The organism is Acinetobacter sp. NIPH 284 (assembly GCF_000369425.1).
Lineage (GTDB): Bacteria > Pseudomonadota > Gammaproteobacteria > Pseudomonadales > Moraxellaceae > Acinetobacter.
In genome coordinates, this window is the sequence record NZ_KB850011.1 from 514,700 (window position 1) to 527,723 (window position 13,024).

The 13,024-nt window shown below is 40.0% G+C and carries 13 protein-coding genes; 3 read left to right on the forward strand and 10 right to left on the reverse strand.

Annotated features, from left to right (window positions below; translation table 11 throughout):
* The first annotated feature begins 25 nt into the window (after positions 1 to 25).
* Entirely contained in the window at positions 26 to 1,516 is a 1,491-nt protein-coding gene (locus tag F908_RS08450) for an amidase (protein WP_005160436.1), read from the forward strand.
* Position 1,517: 1 nt separating this feature from the next.
* On the opposite strand, the gene F908_RS08455 is transcribed toward F908_RS08450, so the two are convergent.
* The 5 genes from F908_RS08455 to F908_RS08475 all read right to left on the reverse strand — a co-directional run bounded on the left by F908_RS08455 (position 1,518) and on the right by F908_RS08475 (position 6,654).
* On the reverse strand, positions 1,518 to 2,690 hold the full coding sequence (locus F908_RS08455; RefSeq protein ID WP_178883129.1) for an MFS transporter: 1,173 nt from the start codon (positions 2,688 to 2,690) through the stop codon (positions 1,518 to 1,520).
* A 228-nt stretch (positions 2,691 to 2,918) separates the two neighbouring features.
* The gene (locus tag F908_RS08460; RefSeq protein WP_005160442.1) at positions 2,919 to 3,947 is read right to left on the reverse strand and encodes an alpha/beta hydrolase; all 1,029 of its coding nucleotides are present in this window, start codon (positions 3,945 to 3,947) and stop codon (positions 2,919 to 2,921) included.
* Position 3,948: 1 nt separating this feature from the next.
* Positions 3,949 to 5,082, reverse strand: a complete 1,134-nt coding sequence (locus tag F908_RS08465) for a YdcF family protein (RefSeq protein WP_005160445.1) — start codon at positions 5,080 to 5,082, stop codon at positions 3,949 to 3,951.
* 8 nt (positions 5,083 to 5,090) lie between these two features.
* The gene (murB, locus tag F908_RS08470; protein ID WP_005160447.1) at positions 5,091 to 6,125 is read right to left on the reverse strand and encodes a UDP-N-acetylmuramate dehydrogenase; all 1,035 of its coding nucleotides are present in this window, start codon (positions 6,123 to 6,125) and stop codon (positions 5,091 to 5,093) included.
* Positions 6,126 to 6,141: 16 nt separating this feature from the next.
* A complete protein-coding gene (locus F908_RS08475; protein WP_005160449.1) occupies positions 6,142 to 6,654 on the reverse strand; it encodes a low molecular weight protein-tyrosine-phosphatase in 513 nt (170 codons plus the stop codon).
* A 181-nt stretch (positions 6,655 to 6,835) separates the two neighbouring features.
* Here F908_RS08475 and F908_RS08480 point away from each other — a divergent pair, with 181 nt between their 5' ends.
* Complete coding sequence (locus F908_RS08480; RefSeq protein WP_034602699.1) at positions 6,836 to 7,996, forward strand: iron-containing alcohol dehydrogenase; 1,161 nt, start codon at positions 6,836 to 6,838, stop codon at positions 7,994 to 7,996.
* Positions 7,993 to 8,433, forward strand: a complete 441-nt coding sequence (locus tag F908_RS08485; RefSeq protein ID WP_004682398.1) for an acyl-CoA thioesterase — start codon at positions 7,993 to 7,995, stop codon at positions 8,431 to 8,433. The genes F908_RS08480 and F908_RS08485 overlap by 4 nt, the downstream gene beginning before the upstream one ends.
* A gap of 51 nt (positions 8,434 to 8,484) precedes the next feature.
* On the opposite strand, the gene F908_RS08490 is transcribed toward F908_RS08485, so the two are convergent.
* The 5 genes from F908_RS08490 to F908_RS08510 form a co-directional block, all read right to left on the reverse strand.
* A complete protein-coding gene (locus F908_RS08490) occupies positions 8,485 to 9,066 on the reverse strand; it encodes a TerD family protein (RefSeq protein ID WP_005160453.1) in 582 nt (193 codons plus the stop codon).
* Between the two features lie 58 nt (positions 9,067 to 9,124).
* Positions 9,125 to 9,841 carry a TIGR00266 family protein gene (locus F908_RS08495; RefSeq protein WP_004682400.1) on the reverse strand — a complete coding sequence of 239 codons (717 nt, stop codon included), beginning with the start codon at positions 9,839 to 9,841 and terminating at the stop codon, positions 9,125 to 9,127.
* Positions 9,842 to 9,853: 12 nt separating this feature from the next.
* Positions 9,854 to 11,173 (reverse strand): VWA domain-containing protein, encoded by a 1,320-nt coding sequence (locus F908_RS08500; RefSeq protein WP_005160455.1) that lies wholly within the window; start codon positions 11,171 to 11,173, stop codon positions 9,854 to 9,856.
* Positions 11,174 to 11,260: 87 nt separating this feature from the next.
* Positions 11,261 to 11,836 carry a TerD family protein gene (locus F908_RS08505; RefSeq protein ID WP_004682404.1) on the reverse strand — a complete coding sequence of 192 codons (576 nt, stop codon included), beginning with the start codon at positions 11,834 to 11,836 and terminating at the stop codon, positions 11,261 to 11,263.
* Positions 11,837 to 11,909: 73 nt separating this feature from the next.
* Positions 11,910 to 12,989, reverse strand: coding sequence for a DUF475 domain-containing protein (locus F908_RS08510; protein WP_005160459.1), 1,080 nt, complete (start codon positions 12,987 to 12,989; stop codon positions 11,910 to 11,912).
* Positions 12,990 to 13,024 lie beyond the last annotated feature (35 nt).

Sequence of the window (13,024 nt, forward strand, 5' to 3'; positions counted from 1 at the left end):
AGATTTAGCTTTAGGGATAAAAGCCATGAAATTTTCTGAATATGTGCAATATGATGGTTTAGGATTAGCAGAATTGGTCAAAAGCAAACAAGTTCATCCTTCAGAATTATTAAAAATTGCATTAGAACGAACAGATAAAGTCAATCCAAAGCTAAATGCCATTATTATTCCAATGTATGAGCAAGCGAAGCAGCGCACACAGCAAAAATCCTCTGGGTTATTTGCAGGCGTTCCTTTTCTAGTCAAAGACTTATTCCAAGAATATCAAGGTATTCCAACCTCTTATGGTAGCCAAGCGCTAAAAAAAATTAACTATACACCTGATTTTAATGCTGAAATCGTAAACCGCTGGGAACAAACAGGGATTATCACTTTTGGTCGTACGAACACGCCTGAGTTTGGTATCAAAGGAATTACAGAACCTGATGCTTGGGGAGCTTGCCACAATCCGTGGAATTTAAAACACAATAGCGGTGGTTCTTCTGGTGGATCAGGCTCTGCAGTTGCAGGTGGAATCGTCCCGATTGCTGGCGCAGGTGACGGTGGCGGTTCAATTCGTATCCCCGCTTCTTATTGTGGTTTATTTGGATTAAAGCCGAGTCGTGGTCGTACACCTTGGGGGCCACAATACAGTGAAGCAATGCATGGTGCTGCCATGCAACATGTTCTCTGCAAAACAGTTCGCGATAGTGCTGCCATGCTCGATGCAGTTCAAGGCCCAGAACAAACTTCACTTTTTAGAATAGAAGCACCTGAAAAGAAATATTTAGATATCATTCAACAGGCTCCAAGAAAACTCAAAATTGCTTTTAATACTCAATCACCGATTGGAACAAAAATTTCTAAAGACGCGATTCAAGCTGTTCAACAAACCGCTAAGTTACTGGAGTCTTTAGGGCATATTGTTGTAGAAGATCGTCCAAAAATAGATGGTTTAGCATTAGGAAAAGACTTTATAACGACTTGGTTCAGCCAGTTCTCGTATATGCAGGCACAAATTAAACAAATGGCAGGTGCAACTGATCATGATTTCGAATTAGATTCTATTGCTCTCGCTGCTTTTGGGGCTAAGACAACCGCAACAGAATATATTCATACGCTTAATAATTGGGGGCTTTATAGCACTCAAATGAACATTTTCTTTGAAAAATATGACCTTTATTTAACCCCAACAACAGCATCAGTCGCCCCAAAGAATGGGGAAGTTGCGACACCTAATTGGCAAAAACCAATCTTGAAAGGACTGTTAAAAGTAGGAAAAGCGCACTATCTTGCACAAGGTAAATTAGTTGAAAAAATGGTACAGGATAATTTAAGTTGGGTACCTTTTACGCAGTTAGCAAATGTTACAGGTCTACCTGCCATGTCAGTCCCATTATATTGGAACAAAAATGGCTTACCTTTAGGCAGCCAGTTTATTGCACCTTTTGGACGTGAAGATCGTTTATTGCAACTTGCAGCACAATTAGAACAGACACAACCATGGATGTCTCAATATCAGAATATTCAACTCTAACCTAAGTTTTAGTTGCCGTTTCCAATTGATTCGGCAGCCAAAATACTAAAAACAAACCGACGAGTACAATACCGCTTGCATATAAGAAAATTGTTGCGCCTGAAAATACTTGCCAATAATGCCCAGCTAATAGACTTCCAGATGCGACCCCTAACCCCCACATGGTGCTGTAAAGTGCTTGTCCCCGCCCTTGTTGCTCAGCTGAAAAATTTTGAAAAATCACTTTCATTGCAATTAAGTGAAATAATCCAAAACTAAAGGCATGTAAACATTGAGCAAATAACTGGCCCAAAAAATGTGTGTTTAATATACTAACCAAAAACCAGCGTAAACTTGTCAAAATCAAGCATACTGCAACTAGTGTCCGCCAAGAGAAACGAGTAAAGAAAACTTTTTGCGCTATGGCAAACATGATAATTTCTGCAATTACGCCTGTTGCCCACAGCGTTCCAATTTGTGTCGTACTAAACCCAATCTCTTTTAAAAAATTACTATAAAAACTATAAAATGGCGCTTGTGAGAATAATAAAACAAATTCAATCGCAAAAAATGCAGCCACAGTAGGTCGTTTAAAAATAGGTAATATAGATTCTAGTTTTTTTTGCGAGCTAGGCGCATGTTCAGGTTCTTTAATGCTAAATGACCACAAAAAAGCTAAAAAAGAAACAGCTAGAAGTAAAATGGGTAGCATTGAAATTTGAATAATTTCTAATAAAGCTCCGATAATGAATACGCCTAATATGAAGCCAACAGATCCCCACTTTCTAACTTTTCCATAAAGCTCTGCGCGTTTATCCCCCAACCAGAATAAAGTAACGCCTTCAAATTGCGCCAAAATTGCATTTTGAAAGAAACTAAAGATCAGCATAAGTAGTGCAACAGATTGAAAGCTATTCGGGATGACAAAGATGGCAAACCAGATGCAGGCTTCCATCCATGTTGCAATACGCACTAGCAACATTCGTTTGCCTGATTTATCAGCAATCCAGCCCCAAATCAGCGGTGCAAAAAAACGAGTAATAATCGCAATTGAAGACAAAATACCAATTTCTTGATAATTGAAACCTTGATCTTGTAGATACAAGTTCCAATAAGGCATGAATGTACCCACTATGGAATAGTAGAATAGGTAGAAACCACCCAAGCGGGTCTGGATATTCAGGGAATGCAACAAATTAAGAGCCTTATCAACAAATGTAGACTGAAAAAATCGGAAAATTTATCAAGATAGGTTGAAGTGAATTTTAGCTGATTTAAGAGAATAATTCTCAAGTCTAACAATTCATTACTTGTGGTAAATCACGGTTCTTGGCAAGGTTTCTCTATTGCTGAATAATAGGAATCTCCTGCCTATGGCTAGCCCTGCACAAGCTCATTGCCAGTAGATTATAAAAAATCACCACTAGTAATAGTGGTGATTTGGTTTTGCATGTAAAAATGCAGGAATCAATCCAGTCAAAGCAGCTCGAATATCTGCACGCTCATTAATCAATTGATGTGAACCCTCTTCCAACATCAACAAGGTCTGTAATCTAAATTTTCGGCGAATATATTCAATGTTATAACGCCAATCTACCGTTTGATCGAGTGCACCTTGAGCAAGCCATACGGGAATACGACATGCAGGTCGATGTTCCATTTCTAACATCCATTTGGACATTGCTAAAATCCAATCCATACCCATCATTCGAGGCTGTAACGGATCAGTTAGGCGAATAAATCTTAAAAACTCAGGATTATGATTATTACGACGGAAATGTCGTGGTACTTGGCTCTTTATACGACGAATAATTCCTAAGCCAACAGAATTATGCCACCAAGCTGTTTTTGCGGGTCGAATCAATGGCGATAAGAGCAACACTCGATTAACGATCGGATCCTCTCTACGCTCTGCAAATTCAAGTAAATGATGCATCCAAATCGCACCACCAGTACTTTGCCCTATTCCTAACCATGGTTTTGGTAGTTGTTTAGCACTACGAACAACATCATAAACTGCATGCAATACTTGCTGGTAATGGTCAAAATTCTGAATACTTGCTGGTGAACCATTACTTAATCCATGACCGGGCAAATCGTATGTAATAACACTGAATCCTTGATCAAGAATTTCTTTTATAATGGGTTGATAAATACCACTATGTTCTAAGTATCCATGTAATAAGCATACCGTACCTAAAATCTTTTCGCGTTGAGGTTGAAATACTTGTACATGTAAACGAAATAATGGCATTTCAACATAGCCTTGCCAGTGTTCGCATTCAAGTAAATCTAAACCATAAAGCTTTCTATAGGCTTGTAGTGCTTTTGAAGGTTCTATTATTTTTGATAAATCAAGCGGCTCTAAAAGCTGAGGCGTTGTTTCTCTATTAGGGATAGGTAAATCCAATTGTTTAAGTATTGTCGGATTTAAAAATGGAATATTGGACATATTATGGTATCTCTCGACAATCAATTGAACCAAAAAGCGTATCACGAATCGTTGCTAGCAATTCATAGTTAGCACGACGACTGTGATCATAGTTTTGTTCACTTGGTCGCCAGTCTGTCAATGTTGTTGGCATCGGTGCGATCACAGGAACAGTTTCAATTCCATTGAGTGCAAATAAACGTCTTGTTCGTGGCATATGATATTCATCTGTGATGAGAATGACTGTCGGTGCGCCACCTTTCTTTTGCAGTAATAATGAACTAAATCTGGAGTTTTCACAGGTATTCATACTTCTATTTTCTAGAAGTTTCGCTTCTATGCCGCGTTCTTTCAGCCAAGCTTGCATATAAGGTGCTTCAACACCACTTAAAACAATAGGAAGAGGATATTGCTTTTCGACTTGCAAAGTTTTTTCCAATCGAAGACGTGTATAGTTATTTACAACAATATCTTTACCATTTGCACCAAGTGTCAAGCCACCGCCTAAAACAACAATTGCATATGGCTGAGACAATCCTTGCGACTCGTTCATTCCATCCTTGTTCTTCTTCAGATCAACTAAATCTTTATTTGTCTCGTCTTTTTCATCTGAATAAACAGGTAACTCAACAGGATATGTTTCTAAAAAAGCAATATATTTTCCCATTAAAGCCTGATTATCAGGCGTATTCCACTGTAAAAAATCCATTGGCGTACTTGCTGCTACAGCAGAACTCTCTTGTTCCTGTTCTGATTTCTCCGCCATTAATGGAATATTGGTCTGCTGGTTTTCTTCTACATTTTCACGTTCTTGCTCTTCGGTAATCAGTTGTTGTAATAATTTATAACGTGCTTGAATTAATCTTAAATCTTCAGGTTTTTCAGACCGAAATGTTTTTTCCATTAACTTGAGATAAGCTTGGCGCGCAATCCACAAATTAGACCCCGGCTCCAAAGTTTCATGCTCGCTTAATGCAGCTGGTTTCTGACTTTGTGCAGCAACTTCATTCACATCAACAGGTACAAATCGGTTTAGCCCCTTTACAACCAATTGCGAATAAAATGGCGAATATAAAAAAAGTACATAGCAGCCTAATAGCACGAAAAATATAGTTATGATTCGTACTAAGCCAATCATCCAATGTACTTTACCCATAAAATTCCTTATACATGATGCGCTTCGATTAAGCCTTGCTCACTATACAGCACTGGTTCAGGTTCTAATTGAATATTAAATTTCTGTTTTACATCACTTTGTACAGTTTGATAGGTATTTTTAACATCAGCTAATGTCGCATCTGCATAATTCACTAACACCAATGCCTGTTTATCAAACATTCCAACAGAACCAAGTTGTTTACCTTTCCAACCTGCTTGATCAATCAACCAACCCGCTGCAACTTTAACATTGCTATGTGTTTGAGGATAATGGGGAATATTTGGAAAATGTTGAGCAATTTTGCCAAATTCAGCTTCAGTCAAGATTGGATTCTTAAAAAAGCTTCCAACATTTGGAAATTCTTTTGGATCAGGCAATTTACTTTGACGAATATGAATCACCTGATTTTGTAAATTTTCAGCTGTGAATTCCTCTCCAACAGCTTGTTTAAGATCACCATAACTCAACTTCAAATCAGCTTTTTTTAATAGTTTGAAAGTAACACTGACGATGATGTAGCGGTTTGGATAGTCTTTGAAAATACTATGGCGATAAGCAAAGTGACAGTCCGAACCTGAAATAGAATCAAATACTTTTAGTTGACGATCATAGACTTGAACAGAATCGATAAACTCACCAACTTCAACACCATAGGCACCAATATTCTGCACAGGTGATGCACCCACTAAGCCGGGAATGAGTGCGAGGTTTTGCAAACCAAACCATTGTTGTTGAGTGCTGTACAACACAAAGTCATGCCATACTTGCCCAGCACCCACTTTAACTGTGATGGTATTTTCATCTTCAGCGAGAACATTTATCCCTTGTATATTTAAATGCAACACCAAAGCTTGAATCTGTTGGGGTAATAACACATTACTTCCACCAGATAAAATCAAAGCATTCAAATTGTGTTGCTCAGCAAAGTTTAATGCCTCGATCACATCATCAGGATGATTGATTTGAACATAATGCGAAGCAATAGCACTCAAATTTAATGTATTTAAGTTTTTAAGCTGAACTTGTGCTTGTACCTGCATATTAAATTAAATCCTATTACCCTACTTTCATTTGCTTTTTAAAAACGTTAACCCATGCTTGGCTGCTAGATTCACATTGATCAAGTACTCGATCAAATCCATCCGATCCACCATAGTAAGGATCAGGCACTGCCTGCTGGTTAAAATGAGGATCATGCTCACTCATCAATGCGATTTTGGCGCGAATCTGTTCCGCACCAAACTGGCGTACCGCTTTCGACATGAGGGACTGAATATCTTCAAAATTCTCATGGTCCATCGCCAGAATCAGATCAAACTCAATAAAATCCTCAAGACGAATTTGTCTGGCACGTAAGCCCGATAAATCATAGCCACGCTGTAGCGCATGTTTCTGGCTTCGCGCATCAGGTGCCTTGTTTGGGTGGTAATTGCTCGTACCCGCCGAATCGACAGATACATTTAAACCATGCGCATCACAATAATGTCTGAGAATTGCTTCCGCTGTGGGTGAACGGCATATATTTCCTAAACAGACACATAATACCTTGTACGGTATTGGGGATGGCATAATCACCTCAAAACTACACTTTTTAGAACATCTTATGGTAATTTATTTGGGCAGTGAAACCTATAGTTGCCTTATATAAAAATGTTGTATTTATTAGAATTTGTTGGCATTTTGTCTATGATTGCGACATAGGTCAGGTATGGACGATGATTTGTCAAAAGATAGAAATAAGGATGTACGTATGAACCAGTTTCAGTTCCAGACCGTTCCCAACATTATTGCAGGTTTAGGTTCAATACAGGAACTTAGAACCATCTTGTCACAACATGATTATCGAAAAGCGCTTCTGGTCACTGATGCTGGCATGATTAAGCAGCAGCTTCATTTACCCATTCTAGACATTCTGGATCAGATAGGTCTTGAGACTATCATTTATTCTGATATTCAGGCCGACCCACCTGAACATATTGTTTTAGAAGCTGTTGATTTTGCGACACAAGAGCAAATTGATGTGATCATCGGTTTTGGTGGTGGTAGTTCCATGGACGTGGCTAAAATCATTGCCTTGCTCGCACACCCTAAACAACAGCAAAAACTGAGTGAAATCTATGGTGTAAACCAAGCCACATCCCCTCGTTTGCCACTCATTCTTATTCCAACAACAGCGGGAACAGGTTCAGAAGTCACACCAATCTCAATTGTTACAACAGGTGCAACCACTAAAATGGGTGTGGTAGCACCAATTTTATATGCCGATGTGGCCATTTTAGATGCAACTTTTACACAAGGCTTACCTGCGCATATCACGGCTGCAACAGGTATTGACGCGATGGTACATGCAATTGAAGCCTATACTTCAAATGTTAAAAAAAACTTCTATGCAGATATGTTAGCCCAAAATGCACTGAAATTATTAAATCATAATTTAACTAAAGTATTGAAAAATGGGGCTGATTTAGAAGCTCGCCAAAATATGCTGGTAGGTTCAATGCTGGCAGGTCAGGCTTTTGCCAATGCACCTGTCGGTGCGGTTCATGCACTAGCCTATCCACTGGGTGGACATTTCCATCTATCACATGGACATAGCAATGCACTGGTTTTGGTTGAAGTTCTAAAATTCAATGCACCAAAAGCCAAACAATATTATGCTGAACTGATGCAATGGCTGGACCCTCGTAGTACAGGCTGTATCGATGGACTATGTGATTTATTTATTGACCACATGCAAAACCATCTGGATCAAAGTGGTCTTACCCTGGAACTCAAGGAACTGGATATTGCCGAGGCAAAATTGCCGCAATTGGCAAAGGATGCCATGCTGCAAACCCGACTGTTGCAGAACAATCCAAGAGAAATGACCGAACAAGATGCTTTACAGATTTATCAGGCGATTTATGCATGAGTAAACCCACTTTAAAAACACGCGAACAGTTTAAGTTCTTTTTACCAATTCAGACCCGATGGGCAGACAATGATATTTACGGGCATATCAACAATGTAACCTACTACAGTTACTTTGATACCGCAGCCAATTCATTACTGATCCAAAAAACGGGATTTAACATTCACAACAGTGAGATCATTGGTTTGGTGGTAGATTCAGCCTGTAGTTTCTTACAGGAACTCTCCTTTCCTGAAATGGTTGAGGTGGGTGTCGCCATTGGAAAGATTGGTAACTCCTCACTGCGTTATGAGCTGGCAATTTTTAAGCAAGATCAAACACAAGCAGCAGCTCAAGGGCATTTTGTGCATGTGTTTGTAGATCGACAAACCAGAAAAAGTAGAGCAATTCCACAATATATGCGTGAAGTGTTACACGCCTATATGCTCATGGATTAAATCAAACCCACTTTTCCAGATTATGACTCGGAAAAGTGGGCTGCTTAATTATTAAACATACGGTAACACATGCGGAACAATATCCTGGAAAGTACGACCATGCACATTTTCACCAATCGCATGCATTTTCCAGGCGCCATTATGGCGGTAAATTTTGGCAATAATCAGGCCAGTATGTGCACCTTGCGAAGACAGTTTATAACTCGCGATCACCTGATTACTGTTTTGATCAACCAGACGGCAGAACGCATTTTCAACTTTTTCAAAAGTCTGTCCACGGAAGCTACTGACAGTAAAGGCCAATGACTTGACATGGCTTGGCACTTGATTCAAATTCACACGAATCAGTTCATCATCACCATCGCCTGCACCAGTCAGGTTATCACCTGAGTGTACGATACTGCCATCCTTACTGCGTAACTGCCCAAAATAAACCACATCTACAACCTGTTTATTTTCATCAAACAGAATGACGGACGCATCTAAATCAATATCTCCACTGCCACCACCAAAGCCAAATAAACCCTTGCTTTTGGCAACATCCCAGCCTACACCCAGAAAAATTTGTTGTAAGCTGCTTCCATCCGCTTTTTCAAGATTAATTTTCTGACCTTTTTCCAGATTAATCGCCATTGTTTTCTCCTCTTTGTGAAATAAACGTTTTCAATGATTTATCATTCATTATAAAAAATTACTGACCTGAACGTGATGGGCCTAGCTTGCTTTGTAACCATGCCAGAAAGTTCTGACGATTACGTGAACAGATAATGACTTTTCCCTTACCTGAAAAACGTAACACCATTCCCTCGCCACTCATGACGCTATTCATCAGGTTTCCCAACAGACCACTACTTTGTGAGGTTGAAACAGATAAGTTATAATTTAAGCGTGAGTCCCAACACACCACATGTCCATTATCAATCACAACCTCTTTATTTGGTTCCACTTCCAGTTCAAACAATGTACCGCAACCCGCAACCACCACCTGCCCGTGTCCGCTGGTTTCCATGACAAGAAATCCACCCGTGTTTCCGAAAAAGGCGCCGCCAATACTGCTGTTTAAACGTGCCTTGATTTCCACGGAATCATGTGCTGCGACAAATGCCCCATCACTTAAAATGTACTGGGTTGCACCTACATCTAAAATCTGCATATCTCCATCCAGTGCAGCAGAAAGTAAACAATCCCCATCACCACGTACAGCTTCGATATGTTGTTGAAATAAAGATTCTTCATTGGCAAAACGGCGCAACAATGACTGCATTAAGCCACCTTGTAAACGTCCTTTCAGCTCTAAAGGAGCTTCCATCATGACCATCGCATTACTTTCACAGTAAATTTTATCGCCACGGCGCATAGATACATGTAAAAATGGTTCAGGTGAACCAACCAGACTAAATTGTGCCATTTCTCTATTCCTTCAGTTCTGAACAATATTTTTTTGCTGAGCTACTTTGAGCCAATCGGGAAATTCTTCCAATAACAATTCATATAAACGCTCGTCAGAAACACTTTCAATTCGATCCAGACTAAAGAAATTGCAGTTGTCCACAATACGTCCAGACATTTCATCCAGTTTTTCCAAAGCTCCGTAGTCACGCCCATCCACTCCCACAAACTGCCAAAATATAGGCAATTCTGCGGCTTTGGTCAGTACTTTTTGCATTTGTCTGCGATTTCCCACGCCACCATCAGAAATAAATAATACATAAGTCGGAGTTTTATCCTTAAATCTTTGATAATAGTCAATGACGGCCTCAATGGCAGGAATTTCCTCATTATAACGGGCACCGACCTGCCAGTTTTTCCAGCCACGCTGGGTGGTGTTGATAAAGTCATTAACATTATTTAGGGTGACATCATCCAGTTGTGTGGTTTTTTGTGCAAATGCCCAACATTCAAAACTGCCATCATCATCAAAATGAATTGCCAGTGGCATTAAACGATTCACCACTTTTTGTACATCACCACGGCGATATTGTCCATCCATCGAACCTGATGCATCGAGTACCAACGCCACTCGTGCTGTCACACCCAATAAATTTTTCTTTTCTAATTGAACCAAGGATTTTTTGGTCAGGTCAACAATTGAGGCATTACCTGTTTTTTCGGCTTTTTCCAGCGAAAGTTTTTTCTTTAAATCAAGTCTTGATGCTACAGGTGTCACATTTAGGGAAGCTTGTGTTTGTGATATTGGCGCTGGAGCTGATTCCTCTGCAACTTCACCACCAAAATGTTGAATCAATGCCGCCAAACCTGCATTGAATCCTTGCCCAATGGCAGCCAAACGCCAAATATTATCTTTACGATAAATTTCAACCAACATCGTGGCTCGTTCCTGAGCAAAGAGCTGCCCCTCTAATTTCAATTCAGCAATCGGCTGTAATTGTAAATTTAAAATTTGAATCGTGGCATGTTGCAACTGTGACATCACTGCCTGACCATCAATCGCAGCAGTTAAAACGAGATATTGGATTGTGTTTGGTAACTGATCAAGATTGACCAAGAAACGACTCTGTTGTGGCTGATTATCGAGTAACTGAACGGCTTGGCATGGTGTTTTAGGCTGATTATAAAACGTCATATAACGTTCATCACTTAATTTATATTGTGCATCCAGTCCAAAGCTCGCCAAGTCGAGGGTAAAATTGGCTTGATATTGAATCTGGATATAAAAAGCGTTTTGCCCCTGTAAAACATCATTTAATTTTATTTTTTGTCCACGAATTAAATTCAACATTTCTTTTAATAGCCTATTTTATCATTATTTCTTCAAGTGAAGAAAAATAGTGCCTAAACACTATTTTTCCCAAGCTTGTTTGCTTACTTAAACCGCTACACCATAAGAGGCTGCCAAAGGCCCTAAACCGCCTGCAAAGCCTTGACCAATAGCACGGAATTTCCATTCGCTGCCATTTTTATACAGCTCACCAAAGATCATTGCCGTTTCTGTGCTGCTGTCTTCCGATAAGTCATAACGTGCAATTTCGCTACCGCCTGCGTCATTGATCACACGGATATAAGCATTACCAACCTGACCAAAGTTTTGGTTGCGTGTCTGACCATCATAAATCGTCACTGCAAAAATCACTTTGCTCACATCAGCAGGAACTTTGCTTAAATCAACGCTTAAAGTTTCATCATCGCCAGCACCTTCACCTGTGCGGTTGTCACCATTGTGTTTGACTGAACCATCAGATGAAGTCAAATTATTGAAGAAAATAAAGTCATTGTCTGCACGTACTTTACCGTTTTCTCCAACAAGGAATGCAATCGCATCAAGGTCAAAAGCCTGACCATCTGTCACACGAGGGTTCCAGCCTAAACCGACTGTTGTTTTAGTGATTCCCGGCGCTTCTTTGGTCAAGCTAACATTGCCACCTTTGGTTAAGCTAATTGCCATGAGTTATTCTCCTTATCTCATTGCTAAATTATATTTTATGGATATAACAGTTTTGTTATATCCCTGGATTTTATCAAGATTGTGATTGTCGTTTTTCATAGGCGATTGATGAGAAAATCGCCCATATAATGAACGCCACCCCAATCAGGCCTGTTACCACTTCTGGCACATGCCCACCTGTACCTGTGTATAGCATAATTGCTGCCAGCATTCCAATTGCATACATTGCACCATGCTCCAGATAAATAAATGCTTCCAATGTGCCTTTTTCCACCAGATAAATGGTCATGGAACGTACAAACATTGCACCAATCGCAAGACCAAGCATAATCACAACAACATCAGTTGTAATTGCAAAAGCACCAATCACACCATCAAAACTGAATGATGCATCCAGCACTTCCAGATAAAGGAAACCCCCAATACCTGCTTTCACAATTGTGCTTGATGCACCTTTGGTAACGCTTTCTGAAGCTTCGCTTTCTTCATCTTCTGACTGGCTGCTTTCAAGTAAATGACCCAGTGCCTGAACACCCACATAAACCACAATACCCCAGATGCCTGCAATCGCCACCACCAATTTCGTCTCTGGCGCAACAAAACCCACCATAATGAGAAGGGCGATCATTGCAACGAAAACTGACATGGCAGGAACATTCGCTAAATTTGCTAAACGTGATTCCAGCCAATGAAACCAATGCGTGTCCTTACCATCATCAAACAGGAAGTTAAGGAAAACCAAAAGTAGGAACATGCCCCCAAAGGCAGCAATTTCCGCGTGATGTGCCAATAACTTTTCAGAATACTGAACTGGATCGTTGAGTGCCATCCTGACAACTTCAACCATTCCCATATCTGCAGTTACAGCTACAATGACAATTGGGAAAATCAGGCGCATACCAAAAACGGCAATTAGAATCCCGACAGTTAAAAAGATTTTTTTCCAGAATTCGTCCCAGTGACGCAATATTGATGCGTTGACCACGGCATTATCAAAAGATAGCGACACTTCCATCACCGCCAGAATTGCAGTGATCAGCAATACACGAAGCATTGCCTGCACGCCTGCCTCTGGTCCATGACTGAAGCCCCACCATGCAGATAATGCCAGACAGATCACGGTAAAAATAATTGAGAAACGAAAATGTTTCATTGTTACCCTTTCAAAAAAATCTCAAAACATACATC